Here is a 25,698-nt window from a genome sequence, read left to right as displayed (position 1 = left end):
TCCGGGCGATGGCGCCGATCAACTGGCCGCTACGCTTTAGGCACTCGAGACGCTTTTTCGAGCCAATATCGACGCCAGCGAGGTCGCGGCCATCATCATCGAGCCGGTCCAGGGGGAGGGCGGCTTCCTGCCAGCGCCTCAGGCACTGTTGATCGCCCTGCGCACCATATGCGACCGGCACGGCATCCTGCTGATTGCCGACGAAATCCAAACCGGCTTCGCGCGGACCGGCAAGATGTTCGGCATTGAGCATTCCGGGGTGGAGCCGGATCTGGTCACGGTGGCCAAGGCCCTTGCCGGCGGTTTCCCGCTCTCCGGCGTTATCGGCCGCGCCGAGCTCATGGACGCCGCCGAGCCCGGCGGTCTTGGTGGCACCTATGCCGGCAGCCCTATCGCCTGCGCGGCCGCGCTTGCGGTGCTCGATGTCATTGCCGACGAAAAGCTCGTCGAACGCGCCAATGTGATCGGCAGCCGCCTCCGATCGACGCTCGAGAGTTTTGCCCGATCCAGCCACATGGTGCCGATAGCGGCTATCCGTGGACCGGGCGCCATGGTCGCCTTCGATGTCGTGAGGCATCGGGGCAGCAACCAGCCCGACGCGGAAGCGGCTCGCCGCGTGGTGCAGGCCGCGATAGCGTCAGGCCTTATCCTTCTGACCTGCGGCGTCCACGGCAACACTATTCGTCTTCTCAATGCGCTGACCATTTCGGATGCGTTGCTAGACGAAGGTCTGTCCAAGCTGGAACAGGCCCTGGTCAGCGCCACCCTTTGATTGGAACCAAGATGCGTGAACTTAAAGATTCGGCCCTGCTCAAATCGCAGGTCTATGTCGCTGGCAGCTTTTCCGGTAAGGGTGAACTGACCATCCATACCCAGCCACGGGCACGGTAATCGGGTCCGTGCCGAATGGCGGCGCCAGCCTTGCGACTGAGGCCGTGGAAGCGGCCGCACATGCCTTTGCGGGCTGGTCGCGTCGCACCGTCAAGGATCGGGCCGCCATCTTGCGCAAATGGTTCGACCTCATCATACCCAATCGACAGGACTTGGCGAGGATCCTGACCAGCGAACAGGGTAAGCCGATCGCCGAGGCGCTGGGCGAAATCGACTATGCGGCGGCCTACATCGAATTCTATGCGGAAGAGGCCAAAAGAGTGGCCGGAGAGCTGCTGCCGTCCCATCGCGCCGATGCACGCATCATGGTGCTGCGCCAGCCGATCGGCGTCGTCGCCGCCATCACCCCCTGGAATTTTCCAGCCGCGATGATCACGCGTAAGGTCGCGCCGGCACTGGCGGCCGGCTGCACCGTGGTGGTCAAGCCAGCGCCGGAAACCCCGCTCACGGCACTGGCCCTGGCCGAGCTCGCCCGACGGGCGGGTTTTCCGCCGGGGACTATCAACGTGATTACGGGCGACGCCATCGCCATCGGTGGCGTGTTGACGAGCCATCCCAAAGTCAGAATGGTCGGCTTCACCGGGTCAACCGAAGTCGGCAAGATCCTGATGCGGCAGGCTTCGTCGACGGTGAAGAAAGTCGCGCTCGAACTCGGTGGCAATGCGCCCTTTATCGTGTTCGACGATGCCGATATCGACGCAGCCGTCGAGGGTGCGATCGCTTCCAAGTTCCGCAACATGGGCCAGACCTGCGTCTGTACGAACCGGATTTATGCCCAGTCGGGCATACACGATGCGTTCGTCGAGAAGCTGGCCGGTCGCGTCGCCGAGCTGCGGGTCGGCGATGGTTTCGAGGATGGCATCCAGCAGGGGCCCCTGATCAACCAGGAGGCCGTCGCCAAGGTGGAGGCCCATATCGCCGATGCCCTGGACAGGGGGGCGCGGATTGTCGTCGGCGGACGCCGCCACGCCAAAGGGCGAACCTTTTTCGAGCCGACGGTGATCGTCGGGGCGACCGCGGAGATGGCTGTAGCTAGGGAGGAAACGTTCGGTCCTCTGGCGCCGGTGTTCCGTTTTAACAGTGATGATGATGTCATCGCTGCGGCCAACGATACGGAAACTGGGCTCGCCGCCTATTTCTTCTCCACCAATGTCGCCCGCATTTTCAAGGTCATGGAGCAGCTCGAATACGGCATGGTGGGGATCAATACTGGCGTCATGTCGACCGAACTGGCACCGTTCGGCGGCATCAAGGAAAGCGGTAATTCAGGCGAGGGCTCGTCGCACGGTATCCTTGAATTCACAGAGCTCAAATATGCCTGCGTGGGCGGGCTCGATGATGCCTCCAGGTAAGTAGCCTCAGTATTTCAGAGGCGTCCATTCTCCCAACGACCTCTGAATGCTCACCGACCGCGTTACGCGGTCGGTGTTTGCTTTACCCAAAGGCCCTCGGTGCACCAAGCTAGTGGAGGTCCGCTATCAAACGTCCGCTTTTTAATCTTGCTGCCAAAAGCGGGCTGTCAACAGCCTCCCATGTCTGCCATTTAGGCGCTTAGATGCGCCACTTGTCCTTGGGCTCAAGACACACTCTTGAAATTGAGATGTGCCTAATACACATTAGTTTTTGAGCCTACTACCCTGAAAGCTCGCTAGCACATGAAGTCCCGGAGAGTCCCTCTTTCTCCGCCAGATCCGCCAGCACCTCCCTTCCCAGAGACCATCGCGCGGCCTTATGACTGCTGGCGCAGATTTTACCTCATAATTTCAATGGCATAGGTGTTCGCAGTTTTATTCTGACCAGCGCGCCAATTTTCCACTGCATCGAGGCATCCCAGGCATGCTGCGGCGTTTCTGGAATGCGCCTGGGTGACACAGAGCCAGATTTGGGTGCCACGCTTCAGCGGTGCTCTGTGCTGTCTTGCTGCTACGGGGCCGTCGCCGCATTCCCGCGCGCCGGGGCGGGGCCGGACGATTGGCGCTCGATGAGGTGACCACAAAGCATGAGGCGCACGGGCACGCTCGGATTGAGGCGTTCGTGAATGCGGTCATCGAGTATCCGCGCGAGGCCCGCGCCGATTTCTTGGCCCTGGGTCTTCACCGTTGTGAGATTGGGGGTAATCTGGGTTGCAGCAGAGAAATCGCCGAAGCCGATAACTGTGGCGTCCTGAGGGATCTTATAGCCCATGCCCATGAGTTCGGACATGGCGGTCAAAGCCAGCCCGTCATGGGCACAGAAAAATGCCGTCGGGTTGAAGCCGTCGTCCAGTAGTTCCCGAAAGCGCCCGATAAACATCTTTTCAGAGTCAAAGGTGAGCTGGCGCAGCTCGACCTCGGGATGCTTCTCCACGACTTCCCGTAGTCCGTAAAATCGCTCGATGCGGCCACGGTAATGGCTGGAGCCCTGAACATAGGCGATACGGCGGTGCCCGAGGCCGATGAGATATTCCGCAACGGCCGCGCCTGACTCATGGTCTGTCCCATGCACCATGTCGAACCGCTCGAGCGGGTCGATCCAGCCACTCAGCGAGAGTGGAATGCCGAGCTCTTTGACGCGGTACTTGCTCTCCTTGAGATGCGGACCAACCATGGAGACACCCGCACAGGTGCGGGCGAAGGCCTCGACCTCGTCGGGCAGGTGTGTCCAGATCATGCGCGCCTGGTAGCCGCGTCGGACCGCCTCGGACTGGAACCCTGACTGCACGAGCACCTGAAGTTCCGAGTTCACGAGATCGGTGTCGTGGAAGACGATGCCGAGCACGTTGGGTGTGCTGTCCTGCACCGGCCGCAGATAGCCGAGCTCGGCAGCCACTGTCTGGACCAGGCGCCGCGTCTCTTCGCTCACCCCGCTTTTTCCCGACAATGCCCGCGATACGGCAAATTTCGACAGCCCGGTTTTTTCAGCGATGGTGGCAAGTGTGATGCGCGCCAATTGCGGTCCCTCGTCAGCTGGCTGCTGATAGTGCCTGCGCCAGGATAACACAACCTAACGTTGCGCCTGCGGTCCGTTATGGTTGCTCTCTTTCGACGATGAGGACGTCGCGTGGTCCTACGGTGAGCCTGCCGTTTTCGAGGGCAGCGTTTCCCGGCCAGTAGATATAGCCGGCGGTGAGAGGTTTGCCGTCGACGGTAACGGAAACGGTTGCACTCTCCTCAGTCGGATTGAGTATCCACACGACTTGACGCTCGCCATCCTGGTGCATGCGCGCCTGCAGGCGATTGTCGGAAAGGGATATCCTCGGCTTGCGGCCTGTCCAGTCCAGCACGCCGGCAAAGAAGGCGAGGTTGCCAGCTTCACTCCGCGTAAAATAGCCGATGCCAGGGTTGGTGCCGACCAGCAGCGTGCGCCCTTGGCCGAAGTCATGTTCGACCACGGCAGTCCTGCCGTCCGCGAAGGCGCCGAGGGCCAAGCCGCCCTGAAGTGAATAGGACTGCAGAAAGCCGCCGCCGCGGACCGTTTGTCCGCCGAAGTCGAAGCTGATGCGATCGCCGATGTCGGGCATGAACTCGACCTCGTCCTCGCGGACGCCGAAGACGGCATCGAGCCCGTGATTGGGCTGGACGGTGCCGACCTTGCCACGGTCACCGAAATAGCCCGGCGTCGCCTCGGAAATGAGCGTGCCTCCCCGTTCAACCCAGTGCCGCAGCGCGGCCGCAGTCTGGCTCGTCATGGCGATGGGGTAAGGCGCGTAAAGGGTGTCATAACCGGCGATATCGTCGATATGCACCCAGTCGGCCTGAATGCCATTGTCGAAGAAGCCGCGATAGGCACCCCACATGGCCTGCCGGTAGGTTTCAGGGCAATGCTTGTGATTGAGGAGGTAATCCCAGGCCTGCGCTTCGGGAATGACCAGGATACCGATGTCACCCTTGACCGGGCGAGCGGCGAACAGCCGCTGCTGCCCGGTTGCATTGGCCCATTTGGCGAGGTCGCTCGCCATGTCCGAGCGCGGCGTGCGGCTGCCGTCCATGCCGTAGGAACCGAAGGCGCCAAACAAGGGGCCGTCGAGCAGGGGACGATAGCGCAGGTTGAGGACACCTACCGCACCAGCCGCGAAGGAGGTCATGGTGAGCAGACGAATGTCCTCGGGCGACATGACGCGGGCGTCTTCCTTGTCGCGGCCCAGCACCTGCGGTTGCATCCAGAGCGGGCCGCCGGGACGCTCCGCATGCCACCATTTCTTGCCACGCGCAGCGGCGCGGGTGAGATCGGGGCCAAAGAAATTCTGCCACGGCTTGAAGCCGCGGCGGCCCGGCACCCAGGTGAGGCCATAGAGCTCGACCTTGGACGCTGCCAGCCAGTCGTCGGAGCCGTTCGAGGCCATGTTGGGGATGGCGCCGCCGACGCCGTGCGCGGCGATCATGCAGTCCGGGTCGACGGCACGGATGGTGTCGATGCGCCACTGCATCTGGCCATAGTAGTTGTCACGCTTGAATTCGAGCCAGTCGAGGTTCTGCGGATAGGCGGCAACTTCCCGCGGCGCCTGGATGTCGTCCCACTCGGCGTAGGAATAGCGGTACCAGGCTTCGGCGAGGGTATCGAGATCGCCATATTTCGCCTGCAGCCAGCGGCGGAAGTCAGCCTGCATCCATTCCGAATAATCGACATCGGCCGCGTAGTTGACCTCGTTCCAGACATCATAGCCGAGGAGGCCGGGGTGACCCTTGTAGCGGGTCGCGAGCGCGGTAAGGAAGGCGCCGGCAGCCTCTTTGACCTCAGGGCAGTTCATGGTGAGCGAGCCGGCGCCGCCGCCATTGTGGGCAAAACCACCGACGGCCGCGCTTACGCCCATCACCGGTTCAAGCTCCCGGCCATCGGCGCGGATCTGGCGCGCGTGGGCGAACTTGCGCCAGGCCCAGTCGGGCACGGTGTGCGTCAGTTCGGCGATAACTGTCTTCATGTTATGCTTGGCCGCAAGGTCCATCTGGCGGTCGTAGTCGTCCCAGTCATATACGCCCGGCCGCCGCTCGATGGCCGACCACATGAACCAGTGGCGGAAAACGTTGAGACCATCCTCCGAAGCCACGCCGTAGTCCCGCTCCCAGTCCTCGCGCGGGGGATTGGATTTGCGGAAGTACACGGCCCCGAACGGGGTCTGCGGCAGCTTGTCGAGTGGCATGGTGGTGATCTCCAGGCAGCAGGGCGCGAGGCCGCGCCTAGGCGCGACCATGGTCACGTCGGGGTTGGATTTTGGCTAGTCGGCGCGGACGCCGGCCATGGTTTCGAGTGTTCGGATCAGAGCGGAGTGGTCCTTATCGCCATCGCCCAGCGCCAGGGCCGCATTCATCAATTGGGCCGTGGCAGCAGTATTGGGCAGCGCGACGTCGAGGCCTTTTGCGGCATCGAGCGCCAGCGCCAGATCCTTGCGATGGAGGCGGATGCGGAAGCCGGGATCGAATGTGCGCTTGATCATGCGATCCCCGTGCAGTTCCAGGATACGGGAAGAGGCAAATCCACCCATCAACGCCTCTCGGATTTTCGCGGGATCGGCGCCGGCCTTCTTTGCGAACAGCATGGCTTCGGCTACGGCCTCGATGGTAAGGCCGACGATGATCTGGTTGGCGACCTTGGCCGTCTGGCCGTCCCCGACTTCGCCGATGCGGGTGATGTTTTTGCCCATCAGTTCAAAGAGCGGCAGCGCGCGATCGAAATTGGCTTCTGTTCCACCCACCATGATGGTGAGAGCCGCATTTCGGGCGCCGACTTCGCCGCCGGAAACCGGCGCATCGAGATAGTCGACGCCCCGCTCGGCCAGCCGCGCCGCAAAGCCTTTGGTGGCGACCGGGGAAATCGAACTCATGTCGATGACGAGCGTACCGGCCCGCACGCCTTCAGCGACCCCGTCCGGGCCGAACAGGACCGCTTCGACATCAGGCGTGTCCGGCACCATGAGAATGACAACATCGGCAGCGGCGGCGGCTTGGCGGGCGTTATCCACCGGCTTGGCTCCTGCATCGACGAGATGCTGGGAAACCGGCTTTACACGATGGATGAACAACTCATGGCCACCAGCGATCAGGTGTCCGGCCATCGGGCGGCCCATGACGCCCAGTCCGATAAATCCAATCTTCATGGCTCAGGCCCTCGCGCGATAGGGGGCCATCCAGCCAAGCCCCGCAGTGGTTGTGGTCTTGGGCTTATATTCACAGCCCACCCAGCCGGCGTAGCCGAGCCGGTCGAGTTCGGCGAAGATGAAGCCGTAGTTGATTTCGCCAGTGCCCGGCTCGTTGCGGCCCGGATTGTCAGCCACCTGCACATGGCCGATGCGATCGAAGAGGCGCTCGAAAGTGGGGACCAGGTCCCCCTGCGATATCTGCATGTGATAGAAGTCGTATTGGATCTTGAGGTTGTCGACGCCTGCCATGGCCATGACACGCTCGGCGTGATCCGTGGTCGATACGTGGTAGGTCGGCATGTCTCGGCGGTTGATCGGCTCGAACACCAGCGCGATGCCGGCATCGGCAAGCCGGGGCGCCGCATAGGCAAGGTTTGCAGCCAGCGTCCGGTCGAGTTCGGCGGCATCCGCCCCGGCGGGCGCAAGACCGGCAAGGCAATTAACCGTCGGACAGTGGAGAGCCTTGGCATAGGCGATTGCCGTGTCGACGCCGCGCCGAAACTCTTCCACGCGGTTCGGCAGGCAGCCGATGCCACGCTCTCCGGCAGCCCAATCGCCTGCGGGCAGATTGAACAGCGCCTGTTCGACGCCGGACGTGGACAGTGCATCGGCGATCACATTCGCCTCGATTTCATAGGGCGAGACATATTCGACGGCGTCGAAGCCGTCGGCCGCTGCCTTGCCGATGCGCTCGATCAGAGGCACTTCCGGATAAAGAAACGATAGATTGGCAGCAAATTTCGGCACGAGGGGCGTCCTTCGGTCAGGCGGTAAATCGGGTGCGGTGCAACATGCGCTTGTTGCGCGGGTCGGGATTGGGCACCGCCGAAATGAGGCTTTTGGTATAGGCCTCCTGTGGGGCCGTGCAGATCTGCTCGGCTGGACCCAGTTCCACCAGTTTGCCGCGATGCATCACGGCGACGCGGTCGCAGAAATAGCGGACCACCGAGATGTCGTGCGAAATGAAGATGAAGCTCAGGTCGAGCCGCTTTTGTACATCGAGCAGCAGATCGAGAATCTGGGCGCGGATCGAAACGTCGAGCGCGGCAGTGGCCTCGTCGGCGATGATGATCTTGGGGTCAAGGGCGAGGGCACGGGCGATGCCGATGCGCTGGCGCTGCCCGCCAGAAAAGGCATGGGGATAGCGTTCGCGCATGGTCGGATCGAGCCCAACCAGTTCCAGCAGTTCGCAGACACGATCCTCGATCGCCTTGCTGTTGCGCTGGCCGCCGACCACCAGGGGATCGCCCACAATGTCGCGCACGGTCATGCGTGGATTGAGCGAGGCAAACGGATCCTGAAAGATGAGCCGGACCTGGCGGTGGAAGCCGCGCAGCTGGCGCTTTGACAGCGCGGTTATGTCCAACTGCTCGGGGCTGTCCGGATGAAAGAGGATCTGACCCGACGTCGGTTCGACGATGCGCAAGAGCGTGCGCCCGAGCGTGGTCTTGCCAGAGCCGCTCTCGCCGACAATGCCGAGGTTTTCGCCGGAGTGGAGGTCGAAGCTGACATTGTCGACCGCCGTCAGCGCATGCTTGTTGCCGCCGAACCAGGAGGTGGCAGCGCCATATGTCTTGGTGATGTTGCGCGCAGAGAGCACCACCGGTCGATCGGTCATGTTTTCGGTGCGCGTCGCAGCGCGCCGGTTCTGCTCGAGCTTGACAGTGGAATTGAGCAGCCGGCGCGTATAGTCGTGCTTGGGATCGTGGAAGATTTCGTCCACCGGACCGCTTTCAACGATGCGGCCAAAGTGCATCACGGCCACTTCGTCAGCCACTTCCGCGACCACGCCCATGTCGTGTGTAATGAGCAGCATGGCCATGCCGCGGCTGACTTGAAGGCGCTTGATCAGGTCGAGGATTTCGGCCTGCGTGGTCACGTCGAGGGCAGTGGTCGGTTCGTCGGCAATCAGCACTTCGGGGTTCGCCGCGAGCGCCATGGCGATCATGGCGCGCTGGCGCATTCCGCCCGAGAATTCGAACGTATACCGGTCGATCATCTGCTCGGGGTTAGGGATTTCTACCTGCCGCAACAGTTCGATCGCCCGCGCTCGTGCCTCGGCCTTGCCGAGATCGGTATGAAGGCGCACCGCCTCGATGACCTGCGAGCCGATAGTGTGGACCGGCGACAGCGAACTCATCGGCTCCTGGAAAATCAGGCCAATGCGGCCGCCGCGAATGGCTAGGAGCGCACGGCTGCGTTCGTCGAGCTGGGCGATGTCGATCGGTTGTCCATCGCCGTAAAGGGTGATGCTGCCATTGGCGATGGCGCCATTGCGATCGATGATGCGCATCAGTGCTCGCGCAGTGACGCTCTTGCCCGAGCCGCTCTCGCCGACAAGGCAGAGCGTCTTGCCCCTGCGCAGCTTGAAGCTCACGTCGCGTGCAGCATGCAGCACTTCGTTGCGCAGCCGGAAGTCGAGGCTGAGATGGTCGACGCTCAGCACCACGTCCGCGTCGGTCTGAGGTGCGTCGGGGGCGGCTGAAACCTGTGCCACATGCATTGGATCAGCTTTCATAGGGGTCAGCGGCGTCGCGCATGCCGTCGCCAAGGAAATTATAGGCAAGCACCGTCAAGACCACCGCGCCGGCCGGCCAGATCAACTGCCATGGTGCATTGGCAATGGTGCGGACGTTCTGCGCTTCCTGCAGCAGCACGCCCCAGGAGACGATGGGCGCCTTGAGGCCGATGCCGAGGAAGCTGAGCGCCGTTTCCGCCACGATCATGGTGGGCAGCGCCAGGGTCACCACGGCGAGGATATGGCTCGTGAGCGAGGGCAGGATGTGCCGGAAGATCACGCGACGTTCCGACGATCCGTCAAGCTTGGCCGCGGTTACAAAATCCTCGCCGCGGAGGGCAAAGAACCGGCCGCGCACTTCGCGGGCAAGTCCCGTCCAGCCGAATAGTGAGACAATGAGGGTAATGACGAAATAAACCGTCAGCGGAGACCAGGTGAGGGGGATCGCCGCGGCGAGACCCAGCCAGAGCGGAATGGTTGGCATCGAGGAAATGACCTCGATCAGGCGTTGGGTCAGCGTATCGACGATGCCGCCGTAAAAGCCTGAAATGGCTCCCAGCACCACACCCAGAAGAAGGCTGATGCAGACGCCGACGACGCCGATCGACATGGAAATGCGTGTCCCATAGATCAACCGCGACAGCAGATCACGGCCGAGCCGGTCGGTGCCGAGGAGATACATCGTGTCGCCTGGGTTGAGCGGCCCGAGCAGGTGCAGGTCGGCGTTGAACAGGTTCCACATCTTGTAGGGGGCGCCGCGGACGAAAAGTCCGACGGGCACGTGTTGTTCCGGATCGGGAACATAGGTTCGCCGCAGCGAGGCCGGGTCGACCTCCATGGCATAGCCGGTGACGTGAAGCTGGAAGCGGGTGGAGCCATCGTCATCGGTGACGAACAGGCCCAGCTGCTGGGGTGGCGCATTGGTGAACTGCGGCCGCGACGCTTCGGGCACAGCGGGCGCGAGGAACTCGGCGAAGATGCCGATGAAAAAGAAGAACAGGATGACCCAACCGGCAAACAACGCCACCTTGTTGCGCGAGAATTTCTGCCAGATGAGCTGCCACTGGCCGGCTGAACCGGTGTCACCGCTGCTGCGGCCTTCCGGCTTGAGCGAGGTGATGGCGGGCCCGGTTTCGGGCTTTTCGTCGATGAAGGTGTGCACTGTCATCACGTGAACCGGATTCGGGGATCGAGAAGGGCGAGCAGTAGGTCGGAGATGAGCATGCCGATCAGGGTCAGCACGCCCATGAGAAGGATGAAGCTGCCGGCAAGATACATGTCCTGGCTGATCAGCGCCCGCAGCAGGAGCGGCCCTGCAGTGGGCAGGTTGAGGACAATGGCGGTGATAGTGACGCCTGAAACGAGATCGGGCAGCACCCAGCCAATCGCCGACACAAAGGGATTGAGCGCGATACGCACCGGATATTTCACCACGACCTTGTATTCGGGCAGGCCCTTGGCCTTGGCGGTGATGACATAGGGCTTGTGCAATTCGTCGGTCAGCGTCGCGCGCAGGATGCGGATCATGGCCGCCGTGCCCGAGGTGCCAATGACGATGATCGGGATCCAGAGATGGCTGAGGAGATCGACGAACTTGCCCCAGCTCCAGGGTGCGTCGATATATTCGGGCGAATAAAGCCCCCCAACGCTTTGGCCGAAGAAGCGGTAGCTCACATACATCAGCGTCAGCGCCAGGATGAAGTTGGGGACCGCCAGCCCGATGAAGCCGATAAAGGTGAAGACGTAGTCGCCCACGGAGTGACGACGCATCGCCGAATAGATGCCGATGGGCAGGGCCACCGCCCAGACAAACAGAAGCGAGGCGATGGAGATCGCAAGGGTCGAACCCATGCGCTCCCAGATCAGGTCGGCGACCGGGCGGTTCCACTCGAAGGAGTAACCGAAATCGCCCCGCAGGAGGATGCCGCTGATCCACTTGAAATACTGGACATAGATGGGATCGTTGAAGCCATAGACCTCGCGCAGGCGCTCAACCTGGCGCGGATCGACATTGGCTCCGGAGTCCTGCATCGAAGCGATGAGCGAGGTGACGTAGTCGCCAGGCGGCAACTGGATGATCATGAAGGCGATCATCGACAGTCCGAAGAGCGTCGGGATCATGTAGAAGATGCGTCTGATCACATAGTTGAGCATGCCGATGCCTCCCTGACCCGCTTAGCTCCAATGGAACTGGATGGCGTCCAGCGTTTCGAGCTCGGCGATGGTGACACGCACGCGCCCGTCGACAAACGAGAATTCCAGATCGTCTCCGGTGCTCAGGCGTTCGACCGCGCGCAGCTGCCGCCCGTTGGGCGTAGCCAGCGACAGCGTCAGCGGACCAACCGGATAGACCTCGCGGATCGGTCCCTTCATCATCATCGGATTGGTGATGTTGTTGATCAGGACGACTGTCGTGCCATCGCCTTCGCGAACCGAGAGGTCGAGCACGGCGCGCCCCTCGACTTCGACGTCGGGCCGCTTGCCGAGCGCCCAGTGGACGCTGTTGGACACCAGGCGGGCATGGTCGCCGGCGAATACTTCCCAGAAGATCGCGCCGATATTCCACGGGATATAGACCGTGCGCCCGCCGCCGGCATGCTGGCGCGCGATCATCGCCGCGTCCCGCGGCGCATCGCGGGGGTAGACTTCTTCCATGGGTAGGTCGGGGAAATCGGGGACGAAGAGGAACGGCTGTTCGCTCTCCCCGACCGCTTCCACACCGAGCAGGTGCGTGCCGCCCATGATGCGCTCTGCGCCATCAAAGCCTTGGTTGATCGGATGGTCGCCGTTGAGCGCGACATAGGTATTCTTGACCGGACCGCGCACTGCGCGGGTGAGGCGATATCCCAGAAGGTCGGCAAGCACCGGCGTTTCACGCGGCTGATTGTCCGGGGTGCGGAAACCTGTTTCATGGGCGACGACCAGCGAGCCACCGCGCGCGACATAGGCCGCGAGCGCCTCGGCCTGCTCGGTCGAAAGACAGGTGGAGTTGGCGAGGATCAGCACCTTGAAGCGGTCCATCCGCTCCGGCGTCATCACGGCATCCGACAGCATCTCGAACGGCAGCCGGGCCTCGACCAGGGCGTGGTAAAAACCCATGTCATGGGCTTCGGCGACACGGCGCGAGACGTGGTCGTGATGGCGCAGCGTCGTCGTGGGATCAAGGATAGCAATTTCGGCGACCGGCTGCGTGGCGGCCAGCGCGGATTCCAGCCGCGCATGCAGGTCAAAGCTTTCGGCAACCGGCTCGATCCAGCGGGTGTCGGGCACGACGCCGTTGAACTTGGTGAACCAGGGCAGCAGACCCTGCGTGGTTCCGCTATCCATCCAGGCGCGAATTTCGGCCCCGGTGGTCACGGCGTCCTTCCAGCGATAGGCCTCTTCCGGGCCGATCGAGGTGATGAGGATGGCGGGGCGATCTTCGAAGGTGGCGCGCATGCGCTTGCCGTTGCGCCCGCTTTTCCAAACCGGCTCGGTTCCGTGACGGCCCTGGTCGTCCACGCAGAGGAAGGGGCAGTATTTCTCGATCATCTCGAGATCGAATTCCATCAGCGAGACCGAACCCATGTTCGGAATGAAGCTGGTATGCGGCTTGATCGCCTTCATGACCTGGTCCCACTCGACCACCAGCCGGCTGAGCTTGGTCCGGCGCCAGGCGCCCCAGGCGAGCCACGCGGGATTGTCGAGGCTGTTGGTCAGAGGCAGGTCATGGCCGGACGCGGTCTTGAAGTCTGTGCGGCAGGCATCGCAGTAGCACACGCCGTGCCCCTGCCAGCGATTGGCGAAGATCGCGTCGATGTCATAATCGCGCGTAATCTCGCGCAGGACCTCGGGCATGAACTTGAAGTTGTAGTCCGAATAGGCGCAGGTGACCCACACATCAGGATAGGCCCAATGGCGCATCCGGTTGCCATCGCGATCGACCATGACCCATTCTGGGTGAGCATCGGCCGCGTCCTGGTGAATGGCGTGCGGATCGACGCGCGCCATCACATGCATATCGAGGCTGCGCGCGCCATCGACCAGCGCCCTGAAAGGATCGCTGTCGCCGATGAACTTGCTGACATAGTGCAGTGGCACCTTGCTCGGATAATAGGCCACGTAGCCGCCCGCGCTGATGCAGGTCGCGTTGGACTGGGTCTGCTTGAAGATGCCGATCCACTGCTGCGGGTCGAACTTGACCGGATCATCCTCGGCCAGGGTGAGCTGGGTCCAGCGCGTGGCGGAGCGGTACCAGTCGGGGGTACGCAGGCGTGCGGCGGATGAGGGGGCGGCGTCGAGCATTGTGGACCTTCAAGGTACGAGTTCGGGGGGACACCGGCCCGTGGGCCGGCATCTTGGGAGACTCAGGAGTTCGAAAGACCGTCAGGCCTTGAAGAACTGCTCCGGACGGGCCGGGCCAGGCGTCGGCCAACCGAAGGAGTTCGGCATGATGTCCATGAGGTTGACGACATCGTTCTTGACGATGCCGTAGCCGTCGGCGGGCCAGCTCACCCCGAAGGTGAAGAACAGGTCTGCCGCGTTCTGCAGGATCTGCGCCATGATCTCGTTCTGGGCGGCGGGGTCGCCGGTGCCATTGAGTTCACGATAAAGATCCTGCTGTGCCTTCACCGCCTCGGGTGGCTCGACGGCCGCTTCATTGTCCGGCTGGGTGAAGTAGAGCGACCAGCCGGGCGCATAGAAGCAGTTGCTGTTGGTGGGCACGTAGAAGCGGGCGTCGAGCATGGCGGCGATGCCGGAATTGGCACCGAACTGGTGCGCCGTGGCATCATATTCGCGCCCGCGTCGAACGCGTTCCTCCCAGAGCGAGCGGTCCATGGTGCGCATCTGCACATCGAGGCCCACCTGCTGGAACATGGGGATGGCGAGTTCGAACATGTCGAGGAAGGTCGTGCGGGTCTGGTCGATCTCGAAGATGATCGACACCCGGCGGCCTTCTGCGTCCAGGCGATAATTTTCGCCATCGCGATCCGGAATGATCGCGTCCAGCATCTCGTTGGCGCGCGCCGGATCGTATTCGGTAAATTGCTTGGCCAACTGCTCATTGTAGAGCGCGTCGGTTTCGACGATGGACGGCTGGGCCGGGGTGCCCTGACCGATGAAGACCGCATCGATCAGCGCCTGCCGGTCCACCGCCAGCGACATGGCATGGCGGAATTCGATGGTGTTGAACAGGTTGCGCTTGGTCTCGTCGAGATGGTTGAGATTGAGCTGGAACGCCATGACGTTCGCCGCCGTCTCGCGCAGCGTATAGAACTGATAGTTGCCGGTTTCCTGGCCGTCGAACAGGGTCGGACGGTTGGCAGGCGTCGCGATGTATTGGTCGATAATGTCGATCTCGCCCTGCAAGGTCTTGAGCAACAACACCTCAGGATCGGCCACCATCTGGTAGACGATGCGGTCGAAATAGGGGAGTTGCGTGCCTTCGGTATCAACCTTGAAGTAGTAAGGATTGCGGGTGGCGACCGACAGTTCGGTGTTCTGGCCCGGAGCCTCGGTGAAGTACCAGGCATTGAGGGTTGGACGGTTGGCGTTCTGGAAGAACGTGTTGTCGTCCTGAAAACCCACTTCGCGCTGGAACAGGGCGATCCAGCTTTCGAGCCCGGCAGACTGCGCCAGGGCATCGGCTTCAGGGTTGTATCGGATGTGAAACTGCTCGAGATAGTGCTTGGGGCAGCGCGTCAGCTGATCCTGCTGGGCCCAGGCCAGCTGCTGAAGGAAGAAGCCATTGGGACCTGCGAAACGGACCTTGAAAGTGGTCTCGTCGATGACTTCCAGGTCAGCCTTCTGGCCGTCCACGATCCAGAACGCCTGTTCGCCGAGGTTGGTCTCTTCGTCGGTGAAGTAGGCATCATACCAGAACTGGATGTCTTCGGTGGTGAAGGGGTGTCCGTCGGACCACTTGTGGCCGGCGCGCAGCTTGATGGTGTACTCGGTTGAGTCTTCGCTGACCTCGTAGCTCTCGGCGACGTTTTCGACGAGCCCGGTCCATTCCGGATTGAAGCGCACCAGCGGCTCGTATCCCTGGTAGCGGACCAGCATCGACAGCGATCCGCCGCCGACCAGGGCATGGTTCCAGTCGCCACCCTGCTGGCCGGCGCGCTCCAGTGGCGTGATCACCAGCGGATTGACGGGGAGCCGCTCTGCAACGGGCGGCAGGGCGCCGGAACTGACCTCGGATTCAAGAAATGCTGACTCGGCTACACCCTGTCCGCGGGCGGTGCCCGAGAACATGATGGCTCCCGACAGGGCAGCGGAGCCGGCGATAAATGCTCTACGGCTAATGCGATGCATGTGATCCCTCCTCTAGCTAACGTCATTTCGATCTTTTAGCTAACAGCAGGCTATGCTCTGTGCATTCGTTAGGTAAAGTGTTATGTTGAATTGTTTTCGAGTGGCGTTGTCGGCGCGATGCCGCGGCGTCCATCGGTGAGCCGCTCTCGGTCCGGGACAAAGGGCCGCCAGAAGTTGGCTGCGCTCCTGAGCCGGTTTCTGCAGGAAGGCAGCGCGCTAACCTCTGGCCCGGCGCCCACGCAGATAGACCGGTAGCGGCAGCAGGCGCTGATCGACGAAATCGGTCAGGACATGTTTGACGACCTGATGGTGCATCTCCAATCGGACGTGCGGAAAAGGCTCCGGCCCGCGGCAGTAGTCAGGTCCTCAGCGCCCTGCGCGCCGCCTGTCGAGATCGTTTCGCGCTGCATGCCGAAGGTCGGAATTCAAAATGACCTTGATGCCGACGCCGGCCATGGTCGCCGCGGCCCTAGCCATGGCGCGGTGCGCCGCGCTGGACTTGCCCTGGGCCACCACCTGCCAGCTGTGGCTGGGCGTTCCCGCCGCCCAGGTTGCCGTAGCGCATTCAACCACAGGGACAACCCAGCTCACGTCGCCGACATCGGTCGATCCGGCGCCCTGGGCCATGCGCCCGTCATAGGCACGCAGGCCCTCGTGAAGTGGGGTCCTGTCATCGTTCTCGCCGAGCAGCACGTCGGACTGGAGGGCATCGCGGCGGTCGCTTGCCGCAAGACCGGGCAGGGTGGCGCGGATCCTTTCGGCGAAATCGCGCTCGTCGTCGGTGAACTCCAGCCGGCCCAGATCGCACATGACATCATGCATCGCGGCACAAAGCGGGGCATTGGGGATGACGTTGGCCGCGCCGCCCTGATCGACGATGTCCACCTCGGTACCGGTCATCAGCGCCGCGCCGCGGGCGATGTCGTCCACCCGGACGACCAGATCGCCCAGCTCGTCACGCTCGGGCGCGCGGATCATGTAGAGCACTTCGGCCTGCGCCTGGACGACGCCCGGGGCGATGCCGCCGGCATCGGTTATGGCGTAGTGCACTCGTGCGTCCTGCGGCATGTGCTCGCGAAGGAAGTTGGTGCCGATATTCATCAGCTCCAGCGCATCCAGGGCGCTCCGGCCCAGATGCGGCGCCATGGCGGCGTGCGCGGCCTTGCCCCGAAAGCGGTAGGAACGGTTTGCGATCGCCAAAGTGGAGCGGGCTCGCACGCCGTTGAACGCGCCGGGATGCCATCCGATGGCGATATCCACGCCATCGAATACACCGGCACGCGCCATGATGGCCTTGCCCCAGCCGCCTTCCTCGGCCGGGCATCCGTAGTAACGCAGTCTCGCGCCGATCTTGTGGGCGTCGAGCACCTTGGCCAGCGCAACCGCCGCCAGCATGGAGCCGCTTCCCAACAGGTTGTGGCCGCAGCCGTGACCGTTGCCGCCGGCCGTGACGGGGCGCTCCTCGGCAATGCCGGCAACCTGGCTGAGGCCGGGGAGTGCATCGAATTCTCCCAGAAACGCGATCAGCGGCGTTTCTGCACCCGAATCCTTGCTCGGCGCCCAATCCGCGAAAAAGGCCGTTTCCAGGCCGGCAACGTTGCGCGTGACCTGGAAGCCAAACTGTTCCAATGCCGCTATCTGCGCTGCAGATGAACGATGCTCCTCAAAGCATAGCTCCGGCGTCGCCCATATGTCGTCGGCAAGCGCGGTGAAATGCGGCGACAGGCGTTCGATTTCTCCGCTCAGCAGGTCGAACAGCGCGCGATCCATGGCCTAGTTGCCTTCCATGACGGGCAGGATCAAACGCGACGCATGGACCGGGTCGTGATGAATTGCGTTCACGGCTACCCGCATCTGCGTATGCCGGCCGATCGGCTCGCCGGTATTGGGATTGACGTCGAAGCGCGGGAAGGAAGCCGACGACACCAGCAACCGCACGCGGTGGCCGGCCTGGAAACGGTTTGAAATGGGATAGAGCTCGAACCGCACGCGCACCACTTCCCCCGGCTTCATCATCGTCGGCCGGTCGAAACCGTCGCGATAGCGCACGCGAAAAATGCTTTCGGTCAGGTTCATCCGATAGCCGTCCGGCCAGGTCTCGCTCGCCGGATAGACGTCCTGCAGTTGCACGAAGATATCGGTATCGGGCGCATCGGAGGAAAGGAAGATTTCGACCTCGGGCGCGCCGGTGACATCCAGATCCCGATCGAGGCTATCGGAGGTGAACGACAGCGCGTCGGGTCTGTCCGCAAGATCGCCGAAGGGCGCTTCCGCCCCATGGACGCCCGCATGCGTTACCTGATCGCTAGCGCCCTGCAGCACGATGCTCTCGCGCAGCGAAATGGGATCGCCAGTGCGCATCATGCGGGGGAAGGGCGGCAGGTTCTGCGTCATCGACGAGACGTTGGACGCCACGGTCGGCATCGGCCTGGCGGGGTCGAACACATAGCTGGTGGGGGCATGGGCCGCCGGAGGCTGCGGCGAAAGTCCGCCGCCCCTGTGCAGGTTCCAGGTCTGGGGAGTGCTGCCGCGGGGTGGCCATTGATCGGCCGTCTTCCAGCTTCCGCCATGCACCAGCCGGCCAGCCGGACTACGGGAGCCGTCGCCACCCATGTGGAAATAGCGGACAGGGGGCTGGTCCTGCCAGGCCTTGTCATCGCCGCGCAGGAAGCGATCAAAGAAGGCCAGCATGATTTCGTGCCGGTCCTTGTGGATATTGCCCTTGATCGGCGCGCCCTTGCCCATGTCGACATTGCCCACGAGCGGATTGTCGAAATTGGGTCCGCCATGAACGCCGCCGGCCATCAGCAGATACTGGTGCGATAGCCTTGTCGACAGATCGGAATAATTCTTGATGGTCGCGCGAGGATAGGTGTCGTACCAGGCCCCGGCATACATGGTGGGAATGTCTGCGGTCTCGCCACGATAGGCTTCCGGATTGAGCGTCGGGTTCACCCAGAAGTCGCTGAAATCGCCATTGCGATAGAAGTCGAGGGCGCGCTTTTCCCATTTGGGCAGCGGCGAAAGCGGGCTGTTGCCCTCGCTCCAGGGTAGGCGTTTGAACCAGTCGAACATGTTTTCGGCATTGCGCACCAAGGTCGTCTGCAATGCAGGATCGGCATGTGCCTCCTGCGAGTGAATGGCATTGGTGAGAAGCCATGCCAGCCAGCGCAGTTCGAGCGTGCCGTGATGGCGCACGGCATGCATGAAGCCGTTCGACCCGGATTGGTTGACCCACATCGCCTTGAGGTGTGGCGGGCGGAAGATCGCCGTTGCCGTCTGGTTCCAGGCGCGCAGCGACGATCCCTGCGTCCCGATCATGCCATTGCAATAGGGCTGGGCGGCGAGCCACTCGATCACGTCGTAGCCGTCTTCGCCTTCCTTCTCGTCGAGCAGCACGAAGTCGCCTTCGGACCCGAAGCGCCCGCGGCTGTCCTGAACCACATAGAGATAGCCGCGCTTTGCGAAGTATTCTCCGTTGCCGGCCTGCCCCGAGGGACCCTTGCCCGAGCGGGTGTCATAGGGCGACCGTGTGATGACGGCCGGGAACGGTCCGGGAAGAGCCTCGCCGTCCTTTGCAGGGCGGTAGATGTCGAGCGACAGCTTGACCCCGTCTCGCGCCACGCACTTGACCGAGCGGGCGATCACGACATCGTAGGGCGCGGCGGAATGGCTTGTCTCGGTCATTGTCGTCCTCAGGCTCGGGTGTTGGTGGCTGGCGGGTTGCCGGCAAATTCGCGCAGGCGCAGGTCGCGCCGCTGGATCTTGCCGACGGCGTTTTTCGGCAGTTCGTCGATGAATTCGATGCGGCGTGGATATTTGTAGGGCGCCGTCATCCGCTTGACGAAGTCCTGCAATTCCTTGGCAAGGGCAGGGCTGCCTTCAAAGCCGTCATGGAGGACGATAAAGGCCTTCACCACTTCGCCGCGCTCCTCGTCGGGGCTCGGTACGGCGGCGGCCTCCCGCACCATCGGGTGTTCGATGAGGGCGTTCTCGACCTCCTGCGGGCCGATACGATAGCCCGCCGAGTTGATCACGTCGTCGGCGCGGCCTTCATAATAGAGGTAGCCGTCGGCATCTGCGCGGGCATTGTCACCGGTGAGAAAATACTCGACGCCATCGATACGTGTGCGCGTCGCGGCTGTGCGCGCATCGTCCTGCCAATAGCCGAGCATGATGTTTGGGCTGGGAAGGCGGAGGGCGAGTTGGCCCGTTTCGCCCGGGGCGGCGCGTCCGCCCGCTGCGGTGATGATATCGAGTTCGACGCCGGGCAGGGGGCGGCCCATTGCGCCTGGTCGCACTTCGGTGTCGCGATAATTCGCGACCAGCATCAGCGTCTCGGTCAGTCCATAGGCTTCGAGAACGGGGCGCGCCGTCATGGCGCTCCATGCTGCCAGCACCGGCGGATTGAGCGACTCGCCCGCCGAAACCGTGATGCGAAGCTTCGACAGATCCTTGCCCGTCAGATCGAGCGCCACGAGGCGCCGCAGCTCGGTTGCCGCCGCGCAATAAACAGTCACGCCATGCCTGGCGATAAGGTCGATGCGGTAACCCGCATCGAAGGGACCATCATAGAAGAGGACGGTTGATCCCCTGCCCCAGGGGCCGAACAGGATCGACGTCCCTGCCTTAGACCAGCCAGTGTCGGCAGTACAAAACATCACGTCGTCCTGGTCGAGGTCGAGCCAGTATTCCGCCGAGCCTGCCCAGGCATGAAGCGCGCGCGAGGCGTGTGTGACACCCTTGGGCAGGCCGGTAGAGCCTGACGTATAGAAGATCAACGCCGGGTCTTCGGCCTGCACCGTGGCAGCGGTGAAGCTCGCCTTGTCCTCGGCAATCAGATCCGCGAACGACAGCCACCCATGGGGTGTTGCCGCCGTAGCGGCCGTTCCCGCGGCGACGCTGGGATCGACAGCGATCCGCAATGCGTCATCCGGCGCGCCTGCAAATTTTTCGACCTCGAGACTGGTGGTGATGACGGTCTTTGCGCCCGAATTGGCAAGACGATAACTGATGTCCTTGGGCGTCAGCATGGTGACGCAAGGAATGGCGATCGCGCCAAGCTTGAGCACGGCCACCATGGCAATCTGCCAGGCGGGGATGCGGGGCAGCATGACCATGACCCGATCGCCTGCGCCGACACCGCGGCGTCGGAGGGCCGCAGCGAGCCGGTCGGTGAGGTCGGCAATATCGGCAAAGCTGTAGCGATGCTCTGCCCCCGCGGCATTGCACCAGATCAGCGCCGGCGACGCGGCGTTCCGCTCGGTGTTGGTTGCCCAGGCGTCGACGACATCGGTGCCAAAGTTGAAGGTCCGTGGTGTGTCGGCCCGGTATTGGGCGCGCAGGCGTTCGTATCTATCCATCTCGGATGTCCCCCAAGCTATTGTCAGGCGCCAGGGAGGTCCTTGAGAAAACTGCGTGCCCGCGCTGCAAGATAATCGGGCTGATCACCCCAGATGGTGTGGTTGCTGTTCTTGACCGTTTCCAGCGTGGCATTGCCGAACTTGTTCGCGAGTTCGTCTGCCTGATTGGCGCTCAGGACGTTGGATCGATCGGCGTTGAGCACCAGGACGGGTGCCTTGATGGCGGCGATGTCGGCGGACTGATCGGTCGAAAGATTGAGGAAAAGCTTGGTGATGGCGGGAAGGTCGTATGCCCAGCTCCAGCTTCCATCCGCCTCTTCGCGGAAATCGCCCTGGTTGGCCAGACGGTGCATCTCGTCGCTGAGGCCGGAGCGTTGCGGCAGCGCCCGCGCAAAGGCTTCCGCATCGGCCAGCGCCGGATAGTTGCGGCGGCGGGTGTGGTGCGAGCGCAGGTATTTGACGATTTCGCCATCCGCCACAAAGAAACTTGGATCGGACAGGATCAGCCCGGCGATACGTTCCGGATGAGCCGCGGCGAAGGAAACGGCAACCTGATTGCCGACCGAACTACCCACGAGCGTGATATCCGTGAGGTCGAGCTTTTCTGCGAGCTTGGCGATGTCGCCGGCAAGTTCCTTGATCGTGTACGTGCTGTTGGGACGATCGGACGCGCCGTGGCCGCGCATGTCGACGGCAATGACGCGATATCCGTCGCGCAGGCTAGCGGCCAGATGCCCCCACGCGTGGGCTGTCATCGATGTGCCGTGAAGGCAGACCAGCACCGGACCGGTGCCGCCATTGTCGAGGTAACGGATCTTGACGCCATCGAGGTCGGCGATGTGGGACGTCCAGTTTGGGTCGATCTTGGTCATGATGGGTCTCGGTAACAGGATTAAAGATCGCCGTTGGCGATGCAGGCCGCAGCCTGTCGGCCATTGGCGGCGGTGATCATGTGATGGCGAAGGTCAGCGCAGGCAGGCTGGGCCAGGGGACACCGGCTGCGGAAGCGGCAGCCGCTTGGCGGATTTCTGGGGCTGGGCACATCGCCGGTCAGAAGCGGTACGCGATCGATGCGCATGTCCGGATCGACCTTGAGCGAGGAGGCCAGCAGCGCCCTGGTGTAGGGATGGCGCGGCGCGGCAAGCACCTCTGCGGCATCGCCCATCTCCATGATCCGGCCCAGATACATGACAGCAACCCGGTCCGCGAACTGGCCGACGACTGTGAGGTCATGCGAGATGAACAGGTAGGTGAGGCTATATTCCGCCTGCAGATCCTTGAGCAGGTTCAGGATCTGCGCCTGAACCGAGACGTCCAGTGCCGACGTTGCTTCGTCTAGCACAATCAGCTCCGGCCGCATGGCCAGTGCGCGGGCAATCGCGACGCGCTGTTGCTGGCCTCCGGAGAGCTGGTGCGGAAATTTGTGAAAGGCACTGCTGGGCAGCTCAACCTGGCCAAGAAGTTCGCGCACCTTTGCATCGCGCGCGGCACCGGTCGCGGTGCGGTGGACGTCTATCCCCTCGCCAATGAGATTGCCGATGGTCCAGCGCGGATCCAGCGACCCCAGGGGGTCCTGAAAGACGACCTGGGCCTTGCGGGCCAGTTCCTTGCGGCTGACGAGCTGTTTTCCGGCCGTGGTGATCGTGCCGGCGGCGACCTCTTCGAGGCGGAGGATGGCACGGCCGAGCGTACTCTTGCCGCAGCCGGATTCGCCCACGAGCGCCAGGGTTTCACCGCGCCTCAGATCGAAACTTACGCCATCCACTGCGCCGACATGGCCAACGACGCGCTGGAAGAAGCCGCGTCGGATCGGATAACGCACGCTGACGTCGTCGAGCGAAAAGAGGGTTTGTGCTTCAGCCATTCTGGTGCCCCAGTTCGTCTGCGCGCAGGCAGCGCATCACGCGTCCCTCGCGGTTCGGCTCGAGTATCGGCTCCCGGGTCTGGCAGGTCGGTATGGCGGATGGGCAGCGGGGGTGAAAGCGGCAGCCCGAGGGCATGGATGCGGCATGGGGTACCGAGCCTGCGAGCGCTTCGATACGCGCGCCGGCATGCCCGGTGGGAATGCTGGCGAGCAGAGCCTGCGTGTAAGGGTGACGCGGGCGCCGGATGATCTCATCTACGGTGCCCGTCTCGACGACCTGTCCGCCATACATGACGGCGACCCGGTCGGCCATCGCAGCAACGACACCGAAATCATGGGTGACAAGGACCAGCGCCAGATTGAGTTCGCGCTGCAACCGGCGGATGAGATTGAGCACCTGCGCCTGGATGGTGACGTCGAGGGCGGTCGTGGGTTCGTCCGCGATGAGCAGTTCGGGCTCGGAGGCCAGCGCGATGGCGATCATCGCCCTCTGCCTCTGGCCGCCCGACAACTGGTGCGGATAGCGGTCCAGCGCCTCTTCGGGATCGGGCAGGCCGACATGGCGCAGCCACTCGGTACCCTTGGCGCGCAATTCGGCCTTGCCCGAAAGGCCTGTCAGCCGCAGCGCCTCATTGAGCTGTTGACCGATTGTGAACACCGGGTCCAGTGCCCGCGAGGGGTTTTGGAAAATCATGCCGATCCGCTTGCCGAGCAGCTTGCGGCCGCGGCGTTCGCGTTCGGAGAGTTGCGAGATTTCCTCGCCGTCGAGCTTGACGCTGCCGCGCACGATGGCGCCGCCGCGTCCAAGCAGGCCCGTCACGGCCAGGACCGTGACGGACTTGCCTGATCCAGATTCCCCGATCAAGGCCAGGGCCTCGCCGCGTCGGACGTCGATGGTGACATCCGAGCAGACTTCGAGGATGCCGCTATAGGTGACCGCCATGCCCTCCACCGCAAGCGCAACGGGACGGGTTGCGCTCGAAGTGGTTGTCACGGACGCGCCGTTGGGGGACGGGGCGGTCATCGGGCTCAGTCCTCGACCCAGACTTCAGGCAGGCTCGGGAAACCCTGCGTGATCATCGGGTGCCAGCCGCGGATATCGGCCTGTGCCGGGTGCAGCAGGACCGCGGCCCAGATCGGGAGAGGATTCTGGATGTTCTCGTAGACGTAGCGCTGGATTTCCCAGATTTTCTCCTGGCGCTCGGCCACGTCCATGATGCCCTGCTGCTCTTCGATCATTGCCGTCAGGGCCGGATCGTCGATGCCAGTATAGTTGCGCACGGCGCCGGGCAGGTAATGACTGGTGAAATATTCGTCCGCTTCCGCAAACGGGCTCATCATCAGGAACATGGCCTGGAAGTCGCCTTCCTTGCCAAGCGCCTGGCCGGCGACGGTATCGACCATCTTTATTTCAGCCGTAACGCCGATCTCCGCCAGATCCTGCTGGATCCACTCCGCCTCGCGGACGAATTCCTCGCCGTAGTTGAGAACGGTGAATTCGAAGGTGAACCCATCGGGATAGCCGGCATCCGCGAGCAGTGCCTTGGCTTTCTCATGATCCGGCGTGCCGTAGAGGGCGATGCGTTCTTCTTCCGGCAGGGTCTGGGTGTTGAGCGCAGGGCCTACTACACCGCCGATGCCGCCGCCGCCGCGCACCACTTCGCCCAAGCCCAGCCGGTCAAGAGCAAGGTTCATCGCCTGGCGCACTTCGAGGCTCGCAAAGGGCTCGAAGCTGGGATTGAGGTAGAGCTCGCTCTGCGTATTGGCCGTGGTCTGCACATCCTGCATGTCTGGCAAAGCCTGCTTGAGGCCTTCCATCTGCGTCATGTTCAGCGGTCCGAACCAGATGTCGACCTGGCCGGAGCGGAAGGCCATGATGCGGGCATTGAGGTCCTTGATCGGCAAGATCTCGACCTCGTCGAGATAGGGCAGCTGCTCGCCGTTCTCATCCTTGCCGAAATAGCTTTCGTTGCGGACATAGCGGGTGGCGACACCCACTTCATCGGCGGTCAGGATCCACGGCCCGGTACCGATGACCGTCGTGTTGCGGTCGTACCCGCCATCGAAGGCTTCGGTGGGCAGGATCCACATGTTCTGGTGCGCAAGGTTCTGCAGCAGCACCACATTGCGGCGCTTGAGCGTGATCACCACGGTCTTGTCGTCCGGAGCGGTGATCGTATCGACGGCCGACAGCAGTCCCTTCTGAACGCCACCCGCGAGGATGGCCTCATAGGTCGCCACGACATCCGCCGATGTGACGGCGCGACCCGATACCGGGGCCACGTCCTGCCAGACGGCGTCCCGGATCTTGAACGTGTAGGTCAGGCCGTCCTCTGAGATTTCCCAGCTTTCGGCGAGGCCTGGCTTGGCGACGAACTGGCCGTAGCCGATATCGTCCCCGGTCTGCCATTCGACGAGCCGGTTCATGGCCAGGCCGAGGCGCGAATGCACGGCAAACTCGGTGCTGGCCAGCGGATCGAAGTTCGGCGCATCGGCATGGACATTGATGACGACCTTGCCACCGTGCTTGTCCTGAGCGATCGCGGCGGGCGCCACGACCATCGCCGCCGCGAGGGCAAGCACAGGAAGTGCGGTGACGAATGCGTAGCGGGCGAGTAGTCCTTTTAACATTTCAGTGCGTTCCCTTGTTATTGCG

Annotated in this window: 17 protein-coding genes and 1 pseudogene; 2 read left to right on the top strand and 16 right to left on the bottom strand. The window is 62.9% G+C overall.

Going from position 1 to position 25,698, the window contains the following annotated elements; translation table 11 throughout:
- The first annotated feature begins 67 nt into the window (after positions 1-67).
- Together CCK88_RS13680 and CCK88_RS13675 are read left to right on the top strand one after the other, a co-directional pair.
- The gene (locus CCK88_RS13680; RefSeq protein ID WP_425290639.1) at positions 68-772 is read left to right on the top strand and encodes an aspartate aminotransferase family protein; all 705 of its coding nucleotides are present in this window, start codon (positions 68-70) and stop codon (positions 770-772) included.
- Positions 773-783: 11 nt separating this feature from the next.
- A pseudogene (locus CCK88_RS13675) lies at positions 784-2,243 on the top strand (NAD-dependent succinate-semialdehyde dehydrogenase).
- 571 nt (positions 2,244-2,814) lie between these two features.
- Here CCK88_RS13675 and CCK88_RS13670 read toward each other — a convergent pair.
- The 16 genes from CCK88_RS13670 to CCK88_RS13595 form a co-directional block, all read right to left on the bottom strand.
- Positions 2,815-3,819 carry a LacI family DNA-binding transcriptional regulator gene (locus CCK88_RS13670; RefSeq protein ID WP_086471154.1) on the bottom strand — a complete coding sequence of 335 codons (1,005 nt, stop codon included), beginning with the start codon at positions 3,817-3,819 and terminating at the stop codon, positions 2,815-2,817.
- A 76-nt stretch (positions 3,820-3,895) separates the two neighbouring features.
- Positions 3,896-6,007 carry a beta-galactosidase gene (locus CCK88_RS13665; RefSeq protein WP_086471970.1) on the bottom strand — a complete coding sequence of 704 codons (2,112 nt, stop codon included), beginning with the start codon at positions 6,005-6,007 and terminating at the stop codon, positions 3,896-3,898.
- Between the two features lie 75 nt (positions 6,008-6,082).
- Positions 6,083-6,961: a 2-hydroxy-3-oxopropionate reductase gene (locus CCK88_RS13660; protein ID WP_086471153.1), complete on the bottom strand. Its 879-nt coding sequence runs from the start codon at positions 6,959-6,961 to the stop codon at positions 6,083-6,085.
- A 3-nt stretch (positions 6,962-6,964) separates the two neighbouring features.
- Positions 6,965-7,750, bottom strand: coding sequence for a hydroxypyruvate isomerase (gene hyi / locus CCK88_RS13655; protein ID WP_086471152.1), 786 nt, complete (start codon positions 7,748-7,750; stop codon positions 6,965-6,967).
- 16 nt (positions 7,751-7,766) lie between these two features.
- On the bottom strand, positions 7,767-9,506 hold the full coding sequence (locus tag CCK88_RS13650; RefSeq protein WP_086471151.1) for an ABC transporter ATP-binding protein: 1,740 nt from the start codon (positions 9,504-9,506) through the stop codon (positions 7,767-7,769).
- Positions 9,507-9,510: 4 nt separating this feature from the next.
- Positions 9,511-10,689 (bottom strand): ABC transporter permease, encoded by a 1,179-nt coding sequence (locus CCK88_RS13645; protein ID WP_086471150.1) that lies wholly within the window; start codon positions 10,687-10,689, stop codon positions 9,511-9,513.
- Positions 10,689-11,675, bottom strand: coding sequence for an ABC transporter permease (locus CCK88_RS13640; protein ID WP_086471149.1), 987 nt, complete (start codon positions 11,673-11,675; stop codon positions 10,689-10,691). The genes CCK88_RS13645 and CCK88_RS13640 overlap by 1 nt, the downstream gene beginning before the upstream one ends.
- A 21-nt stretch (positions 11,676-11,696) precedes the next feature.
- Entirely contained in the window at positions 11,697-13,805 is a 2,109-nt protein-coding gene (locus CCK88_RS13635) for an alpha-amylase family protein (protein WP_086471148.1), read from the bottom strand.
- A gap of 81 nt (positions 13,806-13,886) precedes the next feature.
- Positions 13,887-15,815, bottom strand: a complete 1,929-nt coding sequence (locus CCK88_RS13630) for an ABC transporter substrate-binding protein (protein WP_086471147.1) — start codon at positions 15,813-15,815, stop codon at positions 13,887-13,889.
- Between the two features lie 366 nt (positions 15,816-16,181).
- Positions 16,182-17,585: an amidohydrolase gene (locus CCK88_RS13625; protein WP_086471146.1), complete on the bottom strand. Its 1,404-nt coding sequence runs from the start codon at positions 17,583-17,585 to the stop codon at positions 16,182-16,184.
- Between the two features lie 3 nt (positions 17,586-17,588).
- Positions 17,589-19,502: a CocE/NonD family hydrolase gene (locus CCK88_RS13620; RefSeq protein ID WP_086471145.1), complete on the bottom strand. Its 1,914-nt coding sequence runs from the start codon at positions 19,500-19,502 to the stop codon at positions 17,589-17,591.
- Positions 19,503-19,510: 8 nt separating this feature from the next.
- A complete protein-coding gene (locus CCK88_RS13615) occupies positions 19,511-21,178 on the bottom strand; it encodes an acetate--CoA ligase (protein WP_244557538.1) in 1,668 nt (555 codons plus the stop codon).
- A 23-nt stretch (positions 21,179-21,201) separates the two neighbouring features.
- Entirely contained in the window at positions 21,202-22,050 is an 849-nt protein-coding gene (locus tag CCK88_RS13610) for an alpha/beta fold hydrolase (protein WP_086471144.1), read from the bottom strand.
- Positions 22,051-22,070: 20 nt separating this feature from the next.
- The gene (locus CCK88_RS13605) at positions 22,071-23,042 is read right to left on the bottom strand and encodes an ABC transporter ATP-binding protein (protein WP_086471143.1); all 972 of its coding nucleotides are present in this window, start codon (positions 23,040-23,042) and stop codon (positions 22,071-22,073) included.
- Complete coding sequence (locus CCK88_RS13600; RefSeq protein WP_086471142.1) at positions 23,035-24,066, bottom strand: ABC transporter ATP-binding protein; 1,032 nt, start codon at positions 24,064-24,066, stop codon at positions 23,035-23,037. Before CCK88_RS13600 ends, CCK88_RS13605 begins: the two co-directional genes overlap by 8 nt.
- 5 nt (positions 24,067-24,071) lie before the next feature.
- On the bottom strand, positions 24,072-25,673 hold the full coding sequence (locus tag CCK88_RS13595; protein WP_086471141.1) for an ABC transporter substrate-binding protein: 1,602 nt from the start codon (positions 25,671-25,673) through the stop codon (positions 24,072-24,074).
- Between the last annotated feature and the right edge of the window lie 25 nt (positions 25,674-25,698).

Source organism: Devosia lucknowensis (genome assembly GCF_900177655.1).
GTDB lineage: Bacteria > Pseudomonadota > Alphaproteobacteria > Rhizobiales > Devosiaceae > Devosia > Devosia lucknowensis.
Note: the sequence above shows the minus strand (reverse complement) of the source record. Positions and strands in the feature narration are given on the sequence as shown.

Bases quoted from the DNA above. Each gene is read 5' to 3' on its own strand.
- CCK88_RS13605 (WP_086471143.1), bottom strand. From the start codon at position 23,042: ATGGCTGAAGCACAAACCCTCTTTTCGCTCGACGACGTCAGCGTGCGT.
- CCK88_RS13630 (WP_086471147.1), bottom strand. From the start codon at position 15,815: ATGCATCGCATTAGCCGTAGAGCATTTATCGCCGGCTCCGCTGCCCTG.
- CCK88_RS13625 (WP_086471146.1), bottom strand. From the start codon at position 17,585: ATGGATCGCGCGCTGTTCGACCTGCTGAGCGGAGAAATCGAACGCCTG.
- CCK88_RS13610 (WP_086471144.1), bottom strand. From the start codon at position 22,050: ATGACCAAGATCGACCCAAACTGGACGTCCCACATCGCCGACCTCGAT.
- CCK88_RS13665 (WP_086471970.1), bottom strand. From the start codon at position 6,007: ATGCCACTCGACAAGCTGCCGCAGACCCCGTTCGGGGCCGTGTACTTC.
- CCK88_RS13635 (WP_086471148.1), bottom strand. From the start codon at position 13,805: ATGCTCGACGCCGCCCCCTCATCCGCCGCACGCCTGCGTACCCCCGAC.
- CCK88_RS13600 (WP_086471142.1), bottom strand. From the start codon at position 24,066: ATGACCGCCCCGTCCCCCAACGGCGCGTCCGTGACAACCACTTCGAGC.
- CCK88_RS13640 (WP_086471149.1), bottom strand. From the start codon at position 11,675: ATGCTCAACTATGTGATCAGACGCATCTTCTACATGATCCCGACGCTC.
- CCK88_RS13595 (WP_086471141.1), bottom strand. From the start codon at position 25,673: ATGTTAAAAGGACTACTCGCCCGCTACGCATTCGTCACCGCACTTCCT.
- CCK88_RS13645 (WP_086471150.1), bottom strand. From the start codon at position 10,689: ATGACAGTGCACACCTTCATCGACGAAAAGCCCGAAACCGGGCCCGCC.
- CCK88_RS13620 (WP_086471145.1), bottom strand. From the start codon at position 19,502: ATGACCGAGACAAGCCATTCCGCCGCGCCCTACGATGTCGTGATCGCC.
- CCK88_RS13660 (WP_086471153.1), bottom strand. From the start codon at position 6,961: ATGAAGATTGGATTTATCGGACTGGGCGTCATGGGCCGCCCGATGGCC.
- CCK88_RS13615 (WP_244557538.1), bottom strand. From the start codon at position 21,178: ATGGATAGATACGAACGCCTGCGCGCCCAATACCGGGCCGACACACCA.
- CCK88_RS13650 (WP_086471151.1), bottom strand. From the start codon at position 9,506: ATGCATGTGGCACAGGTTTCAGCCGCCCCCGACGCACCTCAGACCGAC.